The 21,450-nt window shown below is 72.2% G+C and carries 19 protein-coding genes and 1 riboswitch; of the genes, 7 read left to right on the top strand and 12 right to left on the bottom strand.

Annotated features, from left to right (window positions below; all coding sequences use genetic code 11):
• The first annotated feature begins 138 nt into the window (after window positions 1-138).
• Together ACFVX6_RS28690 and ACFVX6_RS28685 are read left to right on the top strand one after the other, a co-directional pair.
• Window positions 139-774, top strand: coding sequence for a uridine kinase (locus tag ACFVX6_RS28690; RefSeq protein ID WP_389696238.1), 636 nt, complete (start codon window positions 139-141; stop codon window positions 772-774).
• Between the two features lie 400 nt (window positions 775-1,174).
• Complete coding sequence (locus ACFVX6_RS28685) at window positions 1,175-3,127, top strand: AAA family ATPase (RefSeq protein WP_389696236.1); 1,953 nt, start codon at window positions 1,175-1,177, stop codon at window positions 3,125-3,127.
• A 48-nt stretch (window positions 3,128-3,175) separates the two neighbouring features.
• On the opposite strand, the gene ACFVX6_RS28680 is transcribed toward ACFVX6_RS28685, so the two are convergent.
• The 11 genes from ACFVX6_RS28680 to ribD all read right to left on the bottom strand — a co-directional run bounded on the left by ACFVX6_RS28680 (window position 3,176) and on the right by ribD (window position 12,603).
• The gene (locus tag ACFVX6_RS28680) at window positions 3,176-3,709 is read right to left on the bottom strand and encodes a hypothetical protein (protein WP_389696234.1); all 534 of its coding nucleotides are present in this window, start codon (window positions 3,707-3,709) and stop codon (window positions 3,176-3,178) included.
• Window positions 3,710-3,806: 97 nt separating this feature from the next.
• Window positions 3,807-4,886, bottom strand: a complete 1,080-nt coding sequence (locus ACFVX6_RS28675) for a hemolysin family protein (RefSeq protein WP_389696232.1) — start codon at window positions 4,884-4,886, stop codon at window positions 3,807-3,809.
• Entirely contained in the window at window positions 4,883-6,292 is a 1,410-nt protein-coding gene (locus tag ACFVX6_RS28670; RefSeq protein ID WP_389696230.1) for a hemolysin family protein, read from the bottom strand. The genes ACFVX6_RS28675 and ACFVX6_RS28670 overlap by 4 nt, the downstream gene beginning before the upstream one ends.
• Window positions 6,293-6,492: 200 nt before the next feature.
• Complete coding sequence (locus ACFVX6_RS28665; RefSeq protein ID WP_389696228.1) at window positions 6,493-6,957, bottom strand: PH domain-containing protein; 465 nt, start codon at window positions 6,955-6,957, stop codon at window positions 6,493-6,495.
• A 67-nt stretch (window positions 6,958-7,024) separates the two neighbouring features.
• Window positions 7,025-7,873, bottom strand: a complete 849-nt coding sequence (gene hisG / locus ACFVX6_RS28660) for an ATP phosphoribosyltransferase (protein ID WP_389696226.1) — start codon at window positions 7,871-7,873, stop codon at window positions 7,025-7,027.
• A gap of 124 nt (window positions 7,874-7,997) precedes the next feature.
• Window positions 7,998-8,279: a phosphoribosyl-ATP diphosphatase gene (locus ACFVX6_RS28655; RefSeq protein ID WP_267756948.1), complete on the bottom strand. Its 282-nt coding sequence runs from the start codon at window positions 8,277-8,279 to the stop codon at window positions 7,998-8,000.
• Between the two features lie 32 nt (window positions 8,280-8,311).
• Window positions 8,312-8,800: a 6,7-dimethyl-8-ribityllumazine synthase gene (gene ribH, locus ACFVX6_RS28650; protein ID WP_150520523.1), complete on the bottom strand. Its 489-nt coding sequence runs from the start codon at window positions 8,798-8,800 to the stop codon at window positions 8,312-8,314.
• 61 nt (window positions 8,801-8,861) lie between these two features.
• Entirely contained in the window at window positions 8,862-10,166 is a 1,305-nt protein-coding gene (locus tag ACFVX6_RS28645) for a bifunctional 3,4-dihydroxy-2-butanone-4-phosphate synthase/GTP cyclohydrolase II (RefSeq protein ID WP_389696223.1), read from the bottom strand.
• A complete protein-coding gene (locus ACFVX6_RS28640) occupies window positions 10,163-10,816 on the bottom strand; it encodes a nicotinamide mononucleotide transporter family protein (RefSeq protein ID WP_274547857.1) in 654 nt (217 codons plus the stop codon). The genes ACFVX6_RS28645 and ACFVX6_RS28640 overlap by 4 nt, the downstream gene beginning before the upstream one ends.
• The gene (locus ACFVX6_RS28635; protein WP_389696221.1) at window positions 10,813-11,436 is read right to left on the bottom strand and encodes a riboflavin synthase; all 624 of its coding nucleotides are present in this window, start codon (window positions 11,434-11,436) and stop codon (window positions 10,813-10,815) included. The genes ACFVX6_RS28640 and ACFVX6_RS28635 overlap by 4 nt, the downstream gene beginning before the upstream one ends.
• A complete protein-coding gene (gene ribD, locus ACFVX6_RS28630) occupies window positions 11,437-12,603 on the bottom strand; it encodes a bifunctional diaminohydroxyphosphoribosylaminopyrimidine deaminase/5-amino-6-(5-phosphoribosylamino)uracil reductase RibD (RefSeq protein ID WP_389696219.1) in 1,167 nt (388 codons plus the stop codon).
• A 151-nt stretch (window positions 12,604-12,754) separates the two neighbouring features.
• A riboswitch (FMN riboswitch) is annotated at window positions 12,755-12,885 on the bottom strand.
• Window positions 12,886-13,353: 468 nt separating this feature from the next.
• On the opposite strand from ribD, the gene ACFVX6_RS28625 reads away from it, so the two are divergent.
• Together ACFVX6_RS28625 and ACFVX6_RS28620 are read left to right on the top strand one after the other, a co-directional pair.
• Complete coding sequence (locus tag ACFVX6_RS28625; RefSeq protein ID WP_389696217.1) at window positions 13,354-15,735, top strand: chitinase C-terminal domain-containing protein; 2,382 nt, start codon at window positions 13,354-13,356, stop codon at window positions 15,733-15,735.
• A gap of 193 nt (window positions 15,736-15,928) precedes the next feature.
• Window positions 15,929-16,675: an SDR family oxidoreductase gene (locus tag ACFVX6_RS28620; RefSeq protein WP_389696215.1), complete on the top strand. Its 747-nt coding sequence runs from the start codon at window positions 15,929-15,931 to the stop codon at window positions 16,673-16,675.
• Window positions 16,676-16,756: 81 nt separating this feature from the next.
• Here ACFVX6_RS28620 and ACFVX6_RS28615 read toward each other — a convergent pair whose 3' ends face one another.
• Window positions 16,757-17,947 carry an ROK family transcriptional regulator gene (locus ACFVX6_RS28615; RefSeq protein WP_389696213.1) on the bottom strand — a complete coding sequence of 397 codons (1,191 nt, stop codon included), beginning with the start codon at window positions 17,945-17,947 and terminating at the stop codon, window positions 16,757-16,759.
• A gap of 54 nt (window positions 17,948-18,001) precedes the next feature.
• On the opposite strand from ACFVX6_RS28615, the gene ACFVX6_RS28610 reads away from it, so the two are divergent.
• The 3 genes from ACFVX6_RS28610 (at window position 18,002) to ACFVX6_RS28600 (ending at window position 21,438) form a co-directional block, all read left to right on the top strand.
• The gene (locus tag ACFVX6_RS28610) at window positions 18,002-19,219 is read left to right on the top strand and encodes an MFS transporter (protein WP_389696211.1); all 1,218 of its coding nucleotides are present in this window, start codon (window positions 18,002-18,004) and stop codon (window positions 19,217-19,219) included.
• Window positions 19,220-19,307: 88 nt separating this feature from the next.
• Entirely contained in the window at window positions 19,308-20,711 is a 1,404-nt protein-coding gene (locus ACFVX6_RS28605; protein WP_389696246.1) for a uracil-xanthine permease family protein, read from the top strand.
• A gap of 85 nt (window positions 20,712-20,796) precedes the next feature.
• Window positions 20,797-21,438 (top strand): DUF5995 family protein, encoded by a 642-nt coding sequence (locus tag ACFVX6_RS28600; protein ID WP_389696244.1) that lies wholly within the window; start codon window positions 20,797-20,799, stop codon window positions 21,436-21,438.
• Window positions 21,439-21,450: the final 12 nt, after the last annotated feature.

Below are 21,450 nucleotides of genomic sequence, written 5' to 3'. Positions count from 1 at the left end.
GGGCTGGGTAGATCCAGCCTCGCCGGCGTTTGAGGCGCGGGGTCCGGGCGGAGTCCGGGGAACGGGGGAAGGGCGGGTAGGGGACCCAGCCCCGCAGGGCGGGCGGGCCCGCGGGGGCGGAGGTCATACGGTGGGGGCGTGGAATATCAGTCGTCGCTTCAGCCACTCGCGCGCGAGATCATCGCCCTGCCGCCCTCCCTCGGACCCGTCCGCCTCGTCGGGATCGACGGGCACGCCGGGTCCGGGAAGACCACCTTCGCGGGGGCGCTCGCCGAGGCGCTGGGCGGGGTTCCCGTGTTGCGGCTGGACGATGTGGCCACCCATGAGGAGCTGTTCGGCTGGGTGGGGCGGCTGCGCGCGCAGGTGCTGGAGCCGCTCGCCGCGGGGCGGGCCGCGCACTGGGCCCCGTACGACTGGGTCGAGCGGCGGTTCGGGCCGGAGCGGGTGCTGGAGCCCGGTCCGGTGCTGCTCGTCGAGGGGGTCGGTGCCGGACGGCGCGCCCTGCGCCCGTACCTGGCGCGGCTGCTGTGGATGGAGACGCCGCGTGCGAAGTCCTGGGGGCGCGGGCGCAACCGGGACGGGCGCGAACTTTCCGACTTCTGGGACGGATGGGAGCGCGCGGAGCTCGCGCACTTCTCGGATGATCCTTCGCGCCCCTTCGCCGACACCCTGGTGCGGCAGAGCAGTACGGGATACGAGTGGACTTCCGGGGCGGCCGGGGCGGCGGAATCCGGCGCTTGCGTGACGGAGGGTGACGAGTCCCCCCAGGCCTGAAGGACGGCGGAAAGACCCTCCCCGCAGGTGCCTCCCGGCCGCTTGACCCGGGGGCGGGACGGCCTTACGTTCTGAAGAAGCGGCCCTCACCGGCCGCCACGGACGCGAAGCCCCCGATTGTTCCCCCGTGATCGGGGGCTTCGTTCTGTCCCCCGGCCCCCCGCGGTTCCCCGCCCGGCACTCCTCCGTCACGGCGTCGCACGGGGCGCATCCCGGCCGTTTTCTCACCCTGCGTCACCATGGACCGTCCCGATCTGCGCCCGGCAGGTCTTCGACGCACCCTACGTAAGGTGCGTAACCGCAGGTACGATGCACCCCTGATTTCATCGGCGCAGGAACAACTCGCGGACGCATCGCGGGGGTTGCTGGGCACCACGGGGGCAGGCTTGTGGGGGATGTGATGGACTTCGCCGCGCACGGCAACAGCGCGCACGCCCCGGCCGAACTCGCCTGGCTGCGAGGAGTGGACGCCTGCACGATGGGCGCCTACCCGCAGGCCGAGGAGGAGTTCCGGGCGGCCGTACGACTCGATCCCGGGATGGCCGATGCCTGGCTGGGCCTGCACGCGCTCCGCGTCGACACCACCAACGCGTTATTGCGCATGTACGCCCACCGGGACCGCTTCGGGGAGCAGCGGGCCCGCCACCGGCGGACGCTGAACTCCTGGTACTGGCTGGGCTGGTGGGTGCAGCCGGTACTGGAGACCAGGCGGGACCTGCTGTTGGCGCACGCCTCGCACTGGCTGGACGGGCGCCACGTCCCCGAGCTGGACCAGGCGCTGGCGGCCCTGCCGCCCGTGGACACCGACCCCCAGGTGCGCTTCCTGCACGCCTGCCGGGCGTACCTGGTCAAGGACTGGGAGCAGTTGGTGCGCTCCACCGAATCGCTGGTCGACGATCCGCTCCTGGGCATCGAGGCGGGCCTGTTCGGCGGGATGGCCCGGGTCCGGCTGGAGATGTACGGGCAGGCCGAGCCGCTGCTGGCGGCCTCCCTGATGCGCTGCCGCAGCGAGCAGCCCCAGCGCAAGGAGCTGCGGTACTGGCTGGCGCGGGCGCACGAGGGGACCGGGCGCAGCGCGGCGGCCCTGCCCCTGTACCGGGCGGTGCACCGGGTGGACCCGGCGTTCATGGACACGGCGGCCCGGCTGACGGCGATCGAGGACAGCGAGGACGCCGACGGCCTGGCCGGGTACGCGAGCGGCGCGGGCTACGAGGCCTTCGGCGGGCACGGACCGGCCCCGTCGGGCGGGGACTTCGCGGCGGTGGCACTGGGCGGCGGCGGTCCGGTCCAGGGGATCGCCGCCGACGGACAGCCGGATGCGGACCCGCTGGCAGCGGCCGACCCGCCGGAACCGCGGCACGGCCCGGGAACGCCGGGGCCCGGCGCGGGTCTGCCGGCAGGCGTACGGCGCAAGGCCTCCCTGCCCGCGCAGCCGGGACCGGTGGAGCTGCCGACCGGGCCGGCGGATCCGGCGGCGCTGGCCGAGGCGCTCGCCGAGCTGGAGCGGATGGTGGGCCTCGAGCCGGTCAAGCGGCAGGTGAAGGCGCTCTCCGCGCAGCTGCACATGGCCAGGCTGCGGACGGGGCAGGGGCTGCCGGTGCAGCCGCCGAAACGCCACTTCGTCTTCTCCGGGCCGTCGGGCACGGGGAAGACCACGGTGGCCCGGATCCTGGGCCGGGTCTTCTACGCGCTGGGCCTGCTCGGCGGCGACCATCTCGTGGAGGCCGGGCGCGCCGACCTGGTCGGCGAGTTCCTCGGGCAGACCGCGGTGAAGGCGAACGAGCTGATCGACTCGGCGATCGGCGGGGTGCTGTTCGTGGACGAGGCGTACAGCCTCTCCAACTCCGGCTACAGCAAGGGCGACGCGTACGGCGACGAGGCCCTGCAGGTGCTCCTGAAGCGGGCGGAGGACAACCGCGACCACCTGGTCGTGATCCTCGCGGGCTATCCGGCGGGGATGGACCGGCTGCTCGCCACGAATCCGGGGCTGTCCTCACGGTTCACCACGCGGGTGGACTTCCCCAGCTACCGGCCGCTGGAACTCACGTCGATCGGCGGGGTGCTGGCGGACGCCAACGGCGACCGGTGGGACGAGGAGGCGCTGGAGGAGCTGCGCAGCATCAGCGGGCACGTGGTGGAGCAGGGGTGGATCGACGAGCTGGGCAACGGGCGGTTCCTGCGCACGCTGTACGAGAAGAGCTGCGCGTACCGGGACCTGCGGCTGTCGGGCTTCACCGGTGATCCGTCCCGGGAGGACCTCTCCACCCTGCGGCTCGCGGACCTGATGCAGGCGTACGGGGAGGTCCTGTCGGGCCGCGGCCCCCAGGAGCGGCCGGAGCCGCCGCCCCTGTGAGCGCCTCCGGCGCCCGTACCGCGCCGGCATCCCGCAGCCCCGTGCGCGCTACGGCATGTCCGGCACCGGGCCGGCGCAGGCCGCGAAGGCGTTGAGGGCCATGAGGGCGACGACCGCGGCGATCAGGAACCAGACCGCCGAGAGGGGCCGTCCGCCGTACTGCTCGGCCCACCGCTCGTCCGCCTCGCCGTCGCCGAGCCTGCCTTGCAGCAGGGCCCGGACCCGGTCCGCGAACTCCGGTTCCGCCGCCGCGCGTTCCCTCAGGGCCGATTCGAGGGCCAGGGCCGCGGCCGGTGCGTAGGGTTCGCGCTCGAAGGCGGCGACGGCGCCCACCCCTTCGGCCGGCAGCCCGTCGAGGAGCACCTCGCGCAGTCGGCGCGCCACCGGGGAGGGTGCGTCGGGGTCCTCCCTCAGGAGGTCCAGCACCCTGCGGGCGGTGTCCCGGAGGTCCGGGTCCTGAAGCTCCGGATCCTGGAGCTCCGGGATCCGGTGCCCGCCGGACCCGTCAGGCCCACCGGACCCGTCGTGCTCGTCGCGTCGCTCGTCGCGCTCGCCGTGTTCGTCCCGTTCGTCGGACCGCATGGCCCCGCCCCTTCCCACGCCGTACGGCGAGTATGGCGGCCCGGCGCGGCCGCCGGACCCGTCGTGCGACGGGTCCGGCGCCGGTCCTGCGAAGGCGTCAGCCGGTGAGCGCCCCCTCCGAGCGGAGTTCGGGTCTGCGGGCGTGCGGTGCCGTGCGGTGCGCGGGGTCGCGCACCTCGCCCACCAGCGTTTCCAGTACGTCCTCCATGGCGACCAGGCCGAGGACCCGGCCCGAGGGGTCGGCGACCTGCGCCAGGTGCGTCGCGTCGCGGCGCATCACCGTCAGGGCGTCGTCCAGCGGGAGCGTGGAGCAGACCGTGGTCATCCGGCGCCAGACCCGCTGGGGCACGGCCCGTTCCCGGTCTTCCAGGTCCAGGACGTCCTTCACGTGCAGGTAGCCCATGAAGGCACCGCTGTCGGCGCGGACGGGGAACCGGGAGTACCCGGTGCGGACCGTCAGCTGCTCGATCTGGCGCGGGGTGACGGACGGTCCGACCGTCACCAGCCGGTCCGGGGCGAGGAGGACGTCGGTGACCGGGCGGCTGCCCAGTTCCAGCGCGTCCTCCAGGCGCTCCTGTTCCACCGGCTCCAGCAGACCGGCCTGCCGGGAGTCCTTGAGCAGGCGGCCGAGCTGGGCGGAGGTGTAGACGGCCTCGACCTCGTCCTTGGGCTCCACCTTGAAGAGCCTCAGGATCAGCGTGGCGCAGGCGCCGAGGGCCGTGGTGACCGGTCCGCAGACCCGCGCGAAGGCGACCAGTCCGGGGCTGAACCACAGGGCCGTCTTCTCGGGGGCGGCCATGGCGAGGTTCTTGGGGACCATCTCGCCGATGACCAGGTGGAGGAAGATCACCACGGTGAGGGCCACCGCGTAGCCCAGCGGGTGGATCAGCCCTTCGGGCACGTGGGCGGCGTGGAAGACGGGCTCCAGGAGCCGGGCCACGGTGGGTTCGGCCACGGCGCCGAGGGTGAGCGAGCACATGGTGATGCCGAACTGTGCGGCGGCCATCATGCGCGGCAGGTTCTCCAGGCCGTGGAGCACCTGGCGGGCCCGCTTGGAGTCGGCGGCCAGGGGTTCGATCTGGCTGCGCCGGACGGAGACGAGGGCGAACTCGGCGCCGACGAAGAAGCCGTTGGCCAGGACGAGGAGCAGGGCGAACAGCAGTTGGAGCGCGTTCACCGGCCACCCACCTGTGCCAGCTCGGCGGGGGCGGCGGTGCCCGGGCCGAATCCGTAGAAGCCCTGCCCGTCGGAGCCCGGTGCGTCGGGGCCCGCGGGGGCGGTGCGCACGAGGCGGACCCGCTCGGCGCGGTAGCGGCGGACCTGGCGCACGGAGAGCTTCCAGCCGGGGAGTTCGGCGCGGTCCCCGGGGGCGGGGATGCGGCCGAGCAGGTCGGCGACGAGCCCGGCGACGGTCTCGTACGGGCCTTCGGGGACCTCCAGGCCTATGCGGCGCAGGGTCTGCACGCGGCAGCTGCCGTCGGCCTCCCAGGAGGGGCGGCCGTCCTCGGCGGGTACGGCGGCCAGTTCGGGGCTGCCGTCCTCCGCGAGGTCGTGCTCGTCGCGGACTTCGCCGACGAGCTCCTCCACGATGTCCTCCAGGGTGACGACGCCGGCGGTGCCGCCGTACTCGTCGACGACCACGGCCATGGGCTGTTCGCTGCGCAGCCGTTCCAGCAGCGGCTGCACCGGCAGGGAGCCGGGCACCAGCAGGGGGGCCACGCAGATCCCGCTGACGCTGGTGCGGGCGCGCTCGGACTCGGGCACGGCGAGGGCGTCCTTGAGGTGGACGACCCCGGTGATCTCGTCGATGCGCTCGCGGTAGACGGGGAAGCGGGACAGGCCCGTGGCGCGGGTCAGGTTGAGCACGTCGGCCGCGGTGGCCGTGTGCTGGAGGGCGCTGACCTTGACCCGGGGGGTCATGACCAGCTGCGCCGTGAGCTCGCCCAGCGACAGGGTCCGTACGAAGAGGTCGGCGGTGTCCTGTTCCAGGGCTCCGGCCTGGGCCGAATGGCGGACCAGGGAGACCAGTTCGCCGGGGGTGCGGGCGGAGGCCATCTCTTCGGTGGGCTCCACGCCGAGCGCCCGGACGAGCCGGTTGGCGACGGCGTTGAGGCCCGCGATGACGGGCCGGAAGACCCGGGAGAAGACGTGCTGCGGGCCGGCCACGAATCGGGCCACCTGGAGCGGCCGGGAGACGGCCCAGTTCTTCGGGACGAGCTCGCCGACGACCATCTGGACGGCGGAGGCGAGCAGCATGCCGATGACGACGGCCGCGCCGGGTACGGCGCCCTTGGGGAGGCCGGTCGCTTCGAGCGGCCCGGCCAGCAGGGCGGCGAGGGCGGGCTCGGCGAGCATGCCGACCACGAGGGAGGTGATGGTGATGCCGAGCTGGGTGCCCGAGAGCTGGAAGGACAGCTCTCGCAGGGCTGCGACGACCGTGCGGGCACGGCGGTCGCCCTCGGCCGCGGCGCGTTCGGCCTCGGGTCTCTCGACGGTGACGAGGCCGAATTCGGCTGCCACGAAGAAACCGTTGGCGAGGATCAGGGCGAATGCCGCCACGAGCAGAAGTAGCGGGATGGTCATGCCGCCGCCTCCGTGGGGAGGGCGGCGCGTGTACTACCGGACGATCCGTCCATTGCTGGAGGGAGTCACTCCTCGAGTCGCAGGTGCCCACGGGCCTCGGGGTCCCGGGGCCGGTGGGAGGGCGCACGGTCGCGCCCCCACACCAGGTTAGTCATTGAGATCGCAGCCGCAATGGGACGCAGCGACGAGGTCGGCCGGGCTCAGTCGTTCTTTGAGCCGGTTCCGTGGGCTTCGGCCAGGGCGCGCAGGGCGCGGGCGTCGCCGATCGCCTGGGCCTTGGCGACCCCGGGCTGGATGCCGAGGGCGGGCAGGCTGGTGCCGTCGTTCAGGTCGAGGAACACCCAGGCGTCGCCGGGGCGGAGGTTGACGCGCAGGATCTGCGCCCACTCCAGGCGGCGGGTGGTGGTGAGGTTGACGACCGTGACCCCGGTCTCGTCGGCCACCACCTTGGGGCGGCTGAGCAGGACGAGGACGGAGGAGAGCAGGGCCGCGGTGAAGACGAAGGCGATCCGCTCACCGGGGTGCAGGGTTTCGAGGCTCAGGGCGATCGCCGTGATCGTGACGAACATGGCGGCGCCCACGCCCAGCAGGACGGCCCGGGTGCGGGTCGGCCGGAAGGTGACCGGCAGGGCGGGCGGTGCGGGCTGGGCGGTGGCGTCGGCCATGTTCGTCAGGTGCCTTCGGATGGTGCCGGGTGGTGAGGGTACGCGCGGCGGGGTGCCGTCGTACGCGTCAGAGGCGGCAGGCGTGGATCGAGGTGGTGAGGATCGCGCGCGCGCCGAGCTCGTACAGGTCGTCCATGATCCGCTGGGCCTCCTTGGCGGGGACCATGGCGCGGACGGCGACCCAGCCCTCGTTGTGCAGCGGGGAGACGGTCGGCGACTCCAGGCCCGGGGTGAGGGCGACCGCGCGCTCCAGGTGCTCGGCGCGGCAGTCGTAGTCCATCATCACGTAGCTGCGGGCGACCAGGACGCCCTGGAGGCGGCGCAGGAACTGCTGGGCCCGGGGGTCCTCGGGGTCGGTTCCGTTGCCGCGGATGACGACGGCCTCGGAGGTCATGATCGGCTCGCCGATGACCTCCAGTCCGGCGTTGCGCAGGCTGGTGCCGGTCTCGACGACGTCGGCGATGATCTGGGCGACGCCGAGCTGGATGGCGGTCTCGACCGCGCCGTCGAGGTGGACGACGGAGGCTTCGATGCCCTTGTCGGCGAGGTGCTTCGCGACGATTCCCTCGTACGAGGTCGCAATGGTCATCCCGTGGAAGTCCTCGGGGCCCTTCGCGGTGCCGGGGATGGTGGCGTAGCGGAAGGTGGAGCGGCCGAAGTTCAGCGGCAGGATCTCCTCGGCGCTGGCGCCGGAGTCGAGCAGCAGGTCGCGGCCGGTGATGCCGATGTCGAGCTTGCCGGAGGACACGTAGATCGCGATGTCCTTGGGGCGGAGGTAGAAGAACTCCACCTCGTTGTCGGGGTCGACGACCACGAGCTCCTTGGACTCCTTGCGCATCCGGTAGCCGGCCTCATGGAGCATCGCCGACGCCGGTCCGGAGAGTGAACCCTTGTTGGGGACGGCGATGCGCAGCATGGGGCTTCCTTTGGTGCGTAGGTGCGAAAGGGCGTGCTGGTGTGCGGGTACCGGGCGCGCGGACGCCCCGGCAGTGTGTGCCGGGGCCCGCGCGGAACTGCTGCGGCCTGAGAACTGGTGCGGCCTAGAGGTGCGCGTAGACGTCGTCGAGGGAGATCCCGCGCGCCACCATCATCACCTGGACGTGGTAGAGCAGCTGGGAGATTTCCTCGGCGGCGGCTTCCTTGCTCTCGTACTCGGCGGCCATCCAGACCTCGGCGGCCTCCTCGACGACCTTCTTGCCGATGGCATGGACACCCTTGCCGACCAGCTCTGCGGTGCGGGAGGTGCTCGGGTCGCCGTTGGCGGCCTTGAGCTGGAGCTCGGTGAAGAGCTCTTCGAAGCTCTTGGGGGGTTTGTTCGCCATGATGGTCCTCAGAATACGGGGTCGGCGGCTGCCTACTGGCGCCAGGGTTCGCTGACGGTCCGCAGGGTCATGGCCGTGGAGACGGCGGCGGTGACCGCTTCGTGCCCCTTGTCCTCGTTCGACCCCTCGAGCCCGGCGCGGTCCAGCGCCTGCTCGTCGTTGTCGCAGGTCAGTACGCCGAAGCCGACGGGGACTCCGGTGTCGATCGACACCTGTACCAGGCCCTGGGTGACGCCCTGGCAGACGTAGTCGAAGTGCGGGGTGCCGCCGCGGATGACCACGCCGAGGGCGACGATGGCATCGTAACCGCGACCGGCCAGTACCTTCGCCACGACCGGGAGCTCGAAGCTGCCCGGGACGCGCAGCAGGGTGGGCTCGTCGATCCCCAGCTCGTGCAGGGCCCGCAGGGCGCCGTCCACCAGGCCGTCCATGACCTTCTCGTGCCACTGGGCCGCGATCACGGCGACGCGCAGGTCTCCGCAGTTCTTCACGCTCAGTTCGGGTGCGCCCTTGCCGCTCACAGCTCTGCTCCTCGTTGCGATTCGTATGGTGTGGGGTGGTGCTCGGGGATGGTGGTACCGGTTACTGGTTGCCGCAGGCGGACGTGGTCACTGCCCCTTCGAGCCAGGGCAGGTCGTGGCCCATCCGGTCCCGCTTGGTGCGCAGGTAGCGCAGGTTGTGCTCGCCCGCCTCCATGGGCATCGGCTCCCGGTCGGAAACCTTGATGCCGTGGCTGATGAGGGCTTCCGCCTTCTCGGGGTTGTTGGTCAGCAGCCGGACGCTGTGGACACCGAGGTCGGCGAGCATCTGGGCGCCGGCCCCGTAGTCGCGGGCGTCGGCCGGCAGGCCCAGTTCGAGGTTGGCGTCGAGGGTGTCGCGGCCGCGCTCCTGGAGCTCGTACGCGCGCAGCTTGGACAGCAGGCCGATGCCGCGGCCCTCGTGACCGCGCAGGTAGACGATCACACCGCGGCCGGCCGCCTGGACCCGCTCCATGGCGGAGTGCAGCTGGGGGCCGCAGTCGCAGCGCTGGGACTGGAAGATGTCCCCGGTCAGGCACTCGGAGTGCATGCGGACCAGGACGTCCTCGCCGTCGCCGATCTCGCCGTGGACGAGGGCGACGTGCTCGACCCCGTCGACGGTGGAGCGGAACCCGTACGCGGTGAAGTGACCGAAGGCGGTCGGCAGGCTGACCTGGGCCTCGCGGCGCACGGTCGGCTCGGCGGAGCGGCGGTAGGCGATCAGGTCCTCGATGGAGATGATCGTCAGGCCGTGCTTGCGGGCGAAGGGGATCAGCTCGGGCAGTCGCAGCATCACCCCGTCCTCGCCGGCGATCTCCACGATGGCGCCGGCCGGACGCAGGCCCGCGAGGCGGGCGAGGTCGACCGCGGCCTCGGTGTGGCCGTTGCGGACCAGGACGCCACCGGGCTTGGCGCGCAGCGGGAAGACGTGCCCGGGGCGGACGAAGTCTTCGGGGCCCGAGACACCGTCGGCCAGCAGCCGCAGGGTGGTGGCGCGGTCGGCGGCCGAGATGCCGGTGGTGACGCCGTGGGCGCCGCTCGCGTCGACCGACACGGTGAAGGCGGTCTGCATCGACTCGGTGTTGTGCTGGACCATCTGCGGGAGTTCGAGCCGCTCCAGCTCGTCGCCCTCGAGCGGGGCGCAGATCAGGCCGCGGCACTCGCTCATCATGAACGCGATGATCTCGGGGGTGGCCTTCTCGGCCGCGATGACGAGGTCGCCCTCGTTCTCGCGGTCCTCGTCGTCGACGACGACCACGGGACGGCCGGCCGCGATGTCGCGGATGGCCTGCTCGACGGGGTCGAGGCGGAAGACCTCTTCGCGCTCGACGTCGGGCACGGGCTTCAGGACGGGGTTCGGGGAGGTCATGCCGTTGCTCCTTCCAGAGCCGGGGCGGTGGTGGTGCGCGAGCGCTGGTACCAGTCGTACGCGCCCCAGACGACGAGGGCGAAGTACACGACGTAGACGAGGCCGGAGAAGGCCAGTCCGCTGTTGAAGGCGAGGGGTACGCCGACCAGGTCGACGAGGAGCCAGGCGAACCAGAACTCGACCAGGCCGCGGGCCTGGGCGACCATCGCGACGATGGTGCCGACGAAGATGTAGGCGTCGGCCCACGGGCTCCACGACAGGCTCGGGTAGAGGGTGAACAGTCCGCCGACGGCCAGGGTCCCGGCGGCCGCGCCGGCCAGCAGGAGCCCGCGCTCCTTCCAGGAAGCGGTGCGGACGGCGATGGAGCCGTCCTGGGCGTCCTGCTTGCCGCGCTGCCAGGCGCGCCAGCCCCACACGGCCACGCCGATGACGAGGAGCTGCTTGCCGACCCCGCCTGCGAGATGGGCGGAGGCGTAGGCGCCGACGAGGATCAGGCCGGAGAGGAGCTGGGCGGGCCAGGTCCATATGGAGCGCCGCCAGCCGAGCGCGAGGGCGCCCAGGCCGATCAGGTTGCCGATCATGTCGGACCAGATGACCTTCTGGTCGAAGACCTCGAAGGCCTCGGTGTTGAGCCAGGTCAGGGCGCTCACTTGGACTCCCCCGTGGTGTGGAGCGGGTCGACACCGGCGGCCAGCAGGCGCTCGACGTACTTGGCCAGGACGTCGACCTCGAGGTTGACCGGGTCGCCGGCCTTCTTGATGCCCAGGGTGGTCAGCGCGAGGGTGGTGGGGATGAGGCTGATGGTGAACCAGTCCGCTGCGGCCTCGACCACGGTGAGGCTGACTCCGTCGACCGTGATGGAGCCCTTCTCGACCACGTAGCGGGAGAGGTTCTGCGGGAGGGCGACCTTGACGATCTCCCAGTGCTCGGAGGGGGTCCGGTCGAGGATCTCGCCGGTTCCGTCCACGTGCCCCTGGACCAGGTGGCCGCCGAGCCGTCCGCCGAGCGCCATCGGGCGCTCCAGGTTGACCCGGGAGCCCCGGGTGAGGGCGCCGAGGCTGGAGCGGTTCAGGGTCTCCTGCATGACGTCGGCGGTGAACTCGCCGTCACCGGTCTCCACGACCGTCAGGCAGACGCCGTTCACGGCGATGGAGTCGCCGTGCTTGGCGTCGTCGGTGACGACCGGGCCGCGCAGGCGGAAGCGGGAGGCTTCGGCGAGCTCCTCGACGGCGACGACCTCGCCCAGTTCTTCGACGATTCCGGTGAACACTCAGTGCTCCTTGAGGGCTGTGGGGGCGGTGGGGGCCGACGCGGGGACGGCGGTGACGCGGATGTCCGTGCCGATGCGGACGGTTTCGGTGATCCGGAGCCGGAGCGCGTCGGCGAGGGTGCCGATGCCGGCGTCGGCGAGGGCGAGCGGGCCCGCGCCGAGGAGGACGGGGGCGAGGTAGCCGACGACCTTGTCGACGGCCCCGGCGGCGACGAAGGCGCCGGCCAGGGTGGGGCCGCCTTCGAGGAGGACGGAGCGGATGCCGCGCCCGTACAGCTCGCGCAGCAGGGCGTCCACGGAGATCCCGTACTTGTCGTACGGGAGCCGGGCCAGCTCCACTCCGGCGAGGTGGCGGGTGGCAGTGTCTTCGAGGTTCTCGGCGACAACGATCAGGGTGGGCGCGGCCTCGTCCAGGACCCGGGCGGTGGGCCGGATGGTGGCGTGGGTGTCCAGGACCACGCGCAGGGGCTGGTCGGCGGCGGTGAAGCCGTCGATCCCCCGTACCGCGAGGTGCGGGTCATCGGCGCGCAGGGTGCCGGAGCCGACGACGACGGCGTCGGACTCGGCGCGCAGCCGGTGGACGTCGGCGCGGGACTCGGGGGAGCTGATCCAGCGGCTGGTGCCGTCGGCGGCCGCGATGCGGCCGTCGAGGGTCGCGGCGTACTTCCACAGGATGTACGGGCGGCCCAGGCGCACGGAGGTCAGCCAGGCGGCGTTGCCAGCCTCGGCCTCCTCGGCGAGCAGTCCGGCCGCGGTGTCGACCCCGGCGGCGCGCAGGGTGGCGCCGCCGCCGCTGGCCTGCGGGTTCGGGTCGGAGACCGCGTAGACCACGCGGGTGATCCCGGCGGCGATGAGGGCCTGCGCGCAGGGTCCCGTACGGCCCGTGTGGTTGCAGGGTTCGAGGGTGACGTAGGCGGTGCCGCCGCGGGCTGCCGCGCCTGCCGCGTTCAGGGCGTGGATCTCTGCGTGCGGGCCGCCGGCCCGCTCGTGCCAGCCTTCGCCCACGACGGCGCCCGAGGCGTCGGTGATGACGCAGCCGACGACCGGGTTGGGACTGGTGGAGCCGAGTCCGCGCGCGGCGAGCTCGATGGCTCGGCGCATGGCGCGGGTGCCCGCGTCGGGTGCTGCGTGCGCGGCGTGTGTCGCCACCGGGTCCTCCTGCCTCATCGGGCACGGACTCCGGGGCCTGTCGGGATACGACAGATGAAGCGGGTAGCACACGCGGGGACGCCGAGGCCGGAAAAACGGTCCGTTCGACAGCACGTCCCGAGGGATGTGCCGGTGGACCGCCGACGGCGGCGTACCGGTGACTGGCCCGCCGCGCACTGCCTCCCATCCGGACTTTAACCGTCGGTCCAGGAATTTCACCTGGTCAACCGGCCGCTGGCTGCGGACGGGTCGCGGACTATAACCGCCGGTTCGGAATTACACCGACCCCGGAGTGCGCTGCTACTGGTACTGAAGCCAGTGTGCCACGGGTGATCGGCGGCCATACAGGTGAGTCAATGTGGCCTGGGTCACACGCGGGGTGGTCCTCGAGCGCGCCGATTGCGCCGTTCGGCCGATTCGCTCCCCTATGTACGCACGGAGGGCCCGAGGCGGGTCCCGCACGGGACCACCTCCCGCCGAATCCCCACCGGAGCCCCACCGGAGCCCCAGCGGAGTCACGCCGGAGTCGCGCCGGAGCCCAGCCGGACTCTCATCGGAGCCCCCACCGAAAGCCCTGACGGAACGCGCGCCGAGCCTTGCCGGATCGCGCACTTTGGTCCAGACCTATTGACGGGTTGGTCTAGTCCTCTTAACGTTCCCTTCATCTTCCCCGGGAGACAGCCCGTCAGATGTGCGCACGTCACGGGCCAACACGCACCACGTTTCAGCCTGTTGTGTCCTGCCATCCTCCCCTCCCCAGGAGGCACAATGCTGTCCCCCACCAAGACGAGGGCCATGCTCCTGACGTCCGGCGCCGCAATCGCCGGGCTGCTGGTCGCGGGGCTCTCGGCGGGCGTCTCGCACGCCGCCGACAACGAGTCCTGTCGCCCCGACGGTCTGTACAAGACCGCGGGCGTGGACGTCCCGTACTGCTCGGTCTACGACACCGAGGGCCGCGAGAAGATGGGCGCCGACCACCAGCGCCGCGTCATCGGCTACTTCACGGGCTGGCGCACGGGCAAGGACGGCACCCCTGCCTACCTGCCCAACAACATCCCGTGGTCCAAGGTCACCCACCTGAACTACGCCTTCGCCCACGTCGACGGCAACAACAAGATCTCGGTCGGCTCGGACAATGCGAACAACTCCGCCACCGGGATGACCTGGCCGGGTGTCGCGGGTGCCGAGATGGACCCCGCCCTCCCTTACAAGGGCAATTTCAATCTGCTGAACAAATTCAAGAAGCAGTACCCGAACGTCAAGACGCTGATCTCGGTCGGCGGCTGGGCCGAGACCGGCGGCTACTTCGGCGACGACGGCAACCGCGTCGCGTCGGGCGGCTTCTATTCGATGGCCACCAACGCCGACGGCTCGGTCAACCAGGCCGGCATCGACACCTTCGCGGACTCCTCGGTCGAGTTCATCCGCAAGTACGGGTTCAACGGCGTCGACATCGACTACGAGTACCCGACCACGATGAAGGACGCGGGCAACCCGCTGGACTGGCAGCTGTCCAACGCCCGCCGGGCCGGGCTGGTCAAGGGCTACGACGTCCTGATGAAGTCCCTGCGCGAGAAGCTCGACCGGGCCGGCGCCGCCGACGGCAAGCACTACCTGCTGACCGTCGCCGCCCCCTCCTCCGGCTACCTGCTGCGCGGCATGGAGACCTTCCAGATGCAGAAGTATCTGGACTACGTCAACATCATGTCCTACGACCTGCACGGCGCCTGGAACGAGTACGTCGGCCCCAACGCCTCGCTCTTCGACGACGGCAAGGACGCCGAACTGGCGGCCGCCAACGTCTACGGCAGCTCGCAGTACGGCAACGTCGGTTACCTCAACACCGACTGGGCCTACCACTACTTCCGCGGCTCCATGCCGGCCGGCCGCATCAACATCGGCCTGCCCTATTACACCCGCGGGTTCAAGAACGTCCAGGGCGGCACCGACGGCCTGTGGGGCAAGGCCTCGGCGACGACCTGCCCGGCCGGCGCGGGTCTGACCAAGTGCGGTGACGGCGCGGTCGGCATCGACAACCTGTGGCACGACAAGGACACCAACGGGGTCGAGTCCCCGGCCGGTTCCAACCCGATGTGGCACGCCAAGAACCTCGAGAAGGGGATCGTCGGCGACTACGTCACCAAGTACGGCTTCCCGGCGAACACCACGCTGACCGGCACCTACGTCCGCAAGTACGACGCGAACCTGGTCGCCCCGTGGCTGTGGAACGCGCAGAAGAAGGTCTTCCTCTCCACGGAGGACGAGCAGTCGGTGGCGGCCAAGGCCGACTACGTGGTCAACCGCGGCATCGGCGGCACCATGGTCTGGGAGATGGCCGGCGACTACGGCTGGAACGCCGCCAAGGGCCAGTACGAGATCGGCGACACGCTGACCTCCGTGATGTACGACAAGTTCAAGGCGGCCTCCCCGTACGGCGCCAAGAAGTCCAACACCGCGCTGCCGACGCAGGCCGTGGACATCAAGACGGAGTTCAACGAGTTCAAGCTCGGCGACTCCAACTACCCGATCACCCCGAAGCTCAAGATCACCAACAACACCACGGCGACCCTGCCGGGCGGCACGGAGTTCCAGTTCGACTACTCGACCTCCTCGCCGGCCAACGCCTCCGACCAGTCGGGCTTCGGCACCAAGGTGATCAAGAGCGACCACACCGGCAGCAACGTCGGCGGTCTGAAGGGCGACTTCCACCGGGTCTCGCTGAAGCTCCCGGCGTGGCAGACGCTCGCCCCCGGCGCCTCGGTCGACCTGGCCTTCAACTACTACCTGCCGGTCTCGACGCCCTCCAACTGGACGGTGAACATCTCCGGCACGACGTACGCGCTCGCCGGTGACCTGGCGCGCGGCACCACGGTGGTCCAGCCGGGCAGCACCACGCCGCCCACGACCCCGCCGACCACGCCGCCCACCACCCCGCCGACGACTCCCCCGACCACGCCGCCGACCACGCCTCCCACGACCCCTCCGGGCGGCACGTGCACCAACCCCGCGTACGTGGCGGGCACGGTCTACAACAGCGGAAACGTCGTCTCGCACCAGGGCCGCAACTGGAAGGCCCAGTGGTGGACGCAGAACGAAACGCCCGGCACCACGGGCGAGTGGGGCGTCTGGAAGGACCAGGGCGCCTGCTGACACCCCGCGCGGTGACCTCGTAGGTGAAGGAACGTGAGGACCCGGTGGCCCGGCGGCCACCGGGTCCTCACGTTCCCCCGGACGGTCCGGCGATCTTGTCGAGCCCCGCCAACTTCCTTGCTCCCGTGGGCTGTACGGTCCCAGGTGGCGGGCTCACACGGGAGCGCGCCGGCCTGAGAAGGGAGCGGACACCATGGGCGGCATCCTGGTCACGGGAGGCACGGGGAACCTGGGGGCGCGGGTCGTCGCCCGGCTGCGGGAGGCGGGCCACGACGACGTCCGCGTGCTGAGCCGGCACGCACCCGTACATCCCGTGGACCTGCTGAACGGCACCGGACTCGACGCGGCGATGGCGGGCGCCGAGGTGGTCGTGCACTGCGCGACGGCGACGCGCGGCGGTGACGAGGTGGCCGCCGGACACCTGATCGAGGCGGCCCGGCGGGCCGGGACGGTCCGGAACATCGTCTACATCTCGATCGTGGGGGTGGACGTGGTCCCCCTCGGCTACTACCGGAGCAAGCTGGCGGTGGAACGGCTGCTGGAGGCCTCCGGGCTCGGCGTGACGATTCTGCGGACGACGCAGTTCCACGACCTGGTGGCCCGGGTGTCCGGAACGGCGGCGAAGCTGCCGGTGGTCCTGCTGCCCAAGGGGGTCCGGGTGCAGCCGATCGCCGCCGAGGAGGTCGCGGACCGGCTCGCGGAGCTGGCGGTACCGGACCCGGCGGGCCGGGTCCCGGACATGGGCGGCCCCGAGACCCACACGCTGACGGACCTCGGCCGTGCGTACCTGGCCGCGCGGGGCATCCACCGGCGCGTGGTGCCGCTCCCGCTGGCCGGCAAGGCGTACGCCGGGTTCGTCCGCGGCGGCAACCTGGCGCCCGCGCACGCGGTGGGCAAGAAGACCTTCGCGCAGTTCCTGGCCGCCCGCAGAGCCGGCTGAGGGCAGTCGGCCGTCGCGGCGGGGCGGTCAGGGCGGGCGGGGCGGGCGGGGCGGGCAGATCGGGCCGCGCGGGCTCCGGCCTCAGGCCGCGAAGAGGACGGACTGTGCCGATTCGCGGGCGGCGAGCCGTGCCCCCGTGAGCACCGCCGTGTCACCGAGGGCGCCGGCCCGGACCTCGGTCGGGACCGGGCTCAGGGCGGTGAGGCGGCGGGCGACCCTGGCCGCCAGGTCGGGTCCGCCCACGCGGCCGAGCTCCCCGCCGAGCACGACGCAGCCGGGGTCCAGGATCGCCGCGACGGCCGCCGCCCCGAGGGCCAGCCGGTCGGCAAGGGCGTCGAGGAAATCCGGTCCGGCAGCGCCCGCGACGGCCTCCTCGACCGGCCCCTCGTAGCCGTGGGCCGCGGCGAGCGCGGCCACCCCGGACCGCCCGGCCAGCTCATGGAAGCCGCCGTCGCAGTTCGTGGCCGACGGGAGGCCGCCCGTCCCGGGCACCGGCAGGAAGCCGATCTCCCCCGCTCCGCCGGAGGCGCCCCGGCGCAGCCGCCCGTCCAGGACCACGGCGGCGCCGACCCCTTCGCCGAGCCAGAGCAGCACGAAGGAGTCCAGGTCCCGGGCCGCTCCGACCCGCTGTTCGGCCAGGGCGGCCAGGTTGGTCTCGTTCTCCACCACGACCACCGCGGGCAGCCGCCGCTGCACCGCCGCCACCAGGTCCCGGTGCCAGGCGGGCAGGCCGGCGGTGTCGCGGAGCTCTCCGGTGCCCGGGGCCACCAGCCCCGGCGCGCCGATCACCACCGTGTGGAGCCGGTCGGCGCCCGCTTCCCGGACGAGCTCCTCCAACCGGTCCACCGCTTCCTCCACGGCGTCCACCGGCAGGGCCGCCTGGGCCAGCGGCCGGCCGAGGAGGTCGGCGACGACCGCCGTGGCGCTGTCCGTCCGTACGTCGAGCGCGGCGAGGTACGCCCGCCGCGCGACGATCCCGTAGAGCTTGGCGTTGGGTCCGCGCCGCTGTTCGCCGGATTCCCCGACGACCTCGATCAGTCCGGCTCCGGTGAGGCGCTCCACCAAGTCGGCGACGGAGGGCCGGGACAGGCCGGTCAGCTCCTTGAGCTGGGGCGCCGTCAGGGGTCCCTCCTCCTGGAGGAGTTGGAGGGCGAGCCGGTCGTTGATGGCCCGGGCCGTGCTCGGCGAGGCGGGGGACGGAGCGGGGGACGCGGCGCGGGTGGTGGCGCGGGTGGTGGCGGTCAGGGCCTTGGCAGGAGTCACGACGCCCATCCTAGGAGTTCCGGGGGTTAACCATCAGGCAGGGTCCCTGATAGTTTACGAGCCATGACCGGGGAACCCGCACTCAGCCCGGCGCGACTGCGCCATGCCCGCTTCGCCATCGCCGGCGTCTTCTGCGCACACGGCGCGGTCACCGGCTCCTTCGCGACCCGCATCCCCTGGATCCAGGACCACGCGCAGCTCAGCGCGGGCACCCTGGGCCTGGCCCTCGCCTTCCCCGCGCTCGGCGCGGCGCTCACCATGCCGCTGGCCGGCCGCATCAACCACCGGTTCGGCGCCCGAACCGCCCTGCGGATGCTGCTGAGCCTGTGGACGCTCGCCCTCGTCCTCCCGAGCCTCGCCCCGAACCTGTGGACGCTCTGCTTCGTGCTCTTCGCCTACGGGGCCACCGCCGGCATGTCCGACGTGGCGATGAACGCGCTGGGCGTGGAGACCGAGAACCGGCTGGGGCGCTCGATCATGTCCTCCCTGCACGGCATGTGGAGCGTGGGCGCCCTGATCGGCTCGGCCGCCGGTACGGTCGCCGCGCACGCCGGCGCCGATGCCCGTCTGCACCACCTGGTCGCCGCGCTCGTCCTGACGCTGGCCGGGCTGATCGCCGTACGGGGCGTCCTGGACCTGCGGACCGACACCGGCGGGGAGGAGGCTCCGCCGCACTTCGCGCTGCCCCCGAAGTCCGCGCTGTTCATCGGCGCGATCGGCTTCTGCGCGGTCTTCGCGGAGGGCGCGAGCCTGGACTGGTCCGCGGTGTACCTGCGGGACGTGCTGCACACGGACGCCGGTCTCGCCGCCGCCTCGACCACGGCCTTCGCGCTGACGATGGCGCTCGCCCGGCTCGTCGGGGACAAGGTCGTGGACCGGTTCGGGGCCGTACGCACGGTCCGCGTGGGCGGTGCGCTGGCCACCGCGGGCGGGCTGCTCGTGGTCACGGTCCACCATCCGGCCGCGGCCCTGGCCGGGTTCGGGCTGATCGGGCTCGGCATCGCGGTGGTGGTTCCGCTGGCCTTCGCGGCGGCGGCGCGCAGCGGGCCGGCTCCGGCGCAGGCCATCGCCGGTGTCGCGACGATCACGTACACCTCGGGGCTGATCGCCCCCTCGGCGATCGGCGCGGTGGCCGACGCGACCTCGCTGGTGGTGTCGTTCGGGCTGGTCACGCTGCTGTCGTTCGCGCTGATCGTGGGGGCGACCGTACTGCGGCAGCGGCCGGTGGCGGCGGGGGCCTCGACCGTCAACCGGGACGAACCTGCACCTATCCAGCCGTAATATGTCGCCTGGTCACCTACGGCCTCGTAGCGTGGCCACGCTCCTGATGCACGACGAAGAACGAAGAACGAACGAAAAGCGGTGGAACATGGGCCTCGGCGTGCGCTGGACCCTGCACGGAGACGGGCGGACCCCCGCCCCCGGCGCGGTGGTGCGGCCGGACGAGCGGCTGTCGTGGCCGCGGACCGCCGGGCTGGGTGCCCAGCACGTCGTGGCGATGTTCGGGGCGAGCTTCGTGGCCCCGGTCCTGATGGGGCTGGACCCGAACCTCGCCATCATGATGTCGGGTGTCGCCACCGTCATCTTCCTTCTGGCGACCCGCGGCCGGGTCCCCTCGTACCTGGGCTGCTCGCTCTCCTTCGTGGGGGTCGCGGCGGCGATCCGGGCGAGCGGCGGGGACAGCGCGGTCGTCACGGGCGCGGTCTTCGTGGTCGGTGCGGCGCTGTTCCTGGCGGGGCTGGCGGTCCAGCGGTTCGGGGCCCGGATCATCCACGCGGCGATGCCGCCGGTGGTGACGGGCGCGGTCGTCATGCTGATCGGCTTCAACCTGGCGCCCGTGACGGCGTCCACGTACTGGCCGCAGGACCAGTGGACGGCCCTGCTGACGATGCTGTTCACCGGGCTCGCCGTGGTCTGCCTACGGGGATTCTGGTCGCGGATCGCGATCTTCCTCGGCCTGATCTTCGGGTACGGCATCTCCTGGGTCTTCGATCTGGTCTTCGGCAAGATCCACTCGACGGTGGGCGGCCCCGAGGCCGTGGACCACTGGCGGCTCGACCTGTCGGGGGTCGCCAAGGCCGACTGGGTCGGGCTGCCGACCTTCCACGCGCCGCAGTTCGAATGGTCGGCGATCCTGATCGCGCTGCCGGTGGTCATCGCGCTGATCGCGGAGAACGCCGGACACATCAAGGCCGTCGGTGAGATGACCGGCGACCCGCTCGACGACCAGCTCGGCACGGCCATCGCGGCCGACGGCGCCGCGTCGATGCTGTCCACGGCGGTGGGCGGCCCGCCGAACACCACGTACTCCGAGAACATCGGCGTCATGGCCGCCACCCGCGTCTACTCCACGGCGGCCTACTGGGCGGCGGCCGGCTTCGCCCTGCTCTTCGGCCTGTGCCCGAAGTTCGGCGCGGTCGTCGCCGCGATCCCCGGCGGGGTGCTGGGCGGGATCACCGTGATCCTGTACGGCATGATCGGCCTGCTCGGCGCGCAGATCTGGATCAACGGCCGGGTGGACCTGCGCAATCCGCTCAACCTGGTGCCGGCCGCGGCGGGCATCATCATCGGCGTCGGCGGGGTCAAGCTGAACATCAGCGACAGCTTCGAGCTGGGCGGGATCGCGCTCGGCACGATCGTCGTGATCACGGGCTACCACGCCCTGCGGTACTTCGCTCCGGCGCACCTGAAGCAGCAGGAACCGCTGCTGGACTCGGGTACCTCTGCGTACGACGAGACGGCCGCCGGGGAGCCCGGGGACAAGCGGGGTTGACGGAGTTTCGCCCGAACCGGCGAAGCGTACGGCCAAGTTCCCCTGATCCCGGCCCGCGGCTGCGACGCTGCGTCCCATGGTCCCCATGGAAGCGGTGCTGGCGCGGATGCGCGCCCTCGACGAGCGGCTCCCCGAGCGGGACGGCGTCGCCGTCTTCAACCGGGTGTACCTCACGGTGACGCAGACCCTGCACGAGGGGATCGCGCACGGCGCGTTCCCCTCGCCCCGCCGGGCGGAAGCGCTCAGCGTCCGCTTCGCCGAGCGCTACCTGACGGCGGTGGAGGCCGACCGCGCCCCGGCGTGCTGGCGGCCGCTGCTCCAGTACCGCCGCCACCCCGGGATCCGGCCGCTCCAGCACGCGCTGGCCGGGATCAATGCGCACATCGGCCACGACCTGGCGCTGGCGGTGGTCGCCACCTGCCGCTCGCTCGAATGCGAACCGGCCGCGCTCGAAGCGGACTTCGACCGGGTCGGCGACACCCTGGTCTCCCTGGAGGAACACATCCGGGAGGACCTGATGCCGGGCCCGGACCTGCTGGAGATCGCGGACCCGCTGACCCATCTGCTCGGCGCCTGGAGCCTGGACCGGGCCCGCGCTGGGGCCTGGGCCTCGGCCCGCCTGCTCTGGTCGCTGCGCCGCTCCCCCGACCTGGCGGAGGAGTTCACCGAGTCCCTCGACGCAGGCGTCGGCCTGGTCGGCCGCTGCCTGCTGACGCCTACGGGCTGAAACCCCGGTGCG

The sequence above is a fragment of the Streptomyces sp. NPDC058289 genome, assembly GCF_042880975.1.
In the GTDB taxonomy this organism is placed as follows: domain Bacteria; phylum Actinomycetota; class Actinomycetes; order Streptomycetales; family Streptomycetaceae; genus Streptomyces; species Streptomyces stoeckheimensis.
The sequence above is the reverse complement of the archived record's forward strand: the minus strand, read 5'-3'. Positions and strand labels throughout refer to the sequence as shown.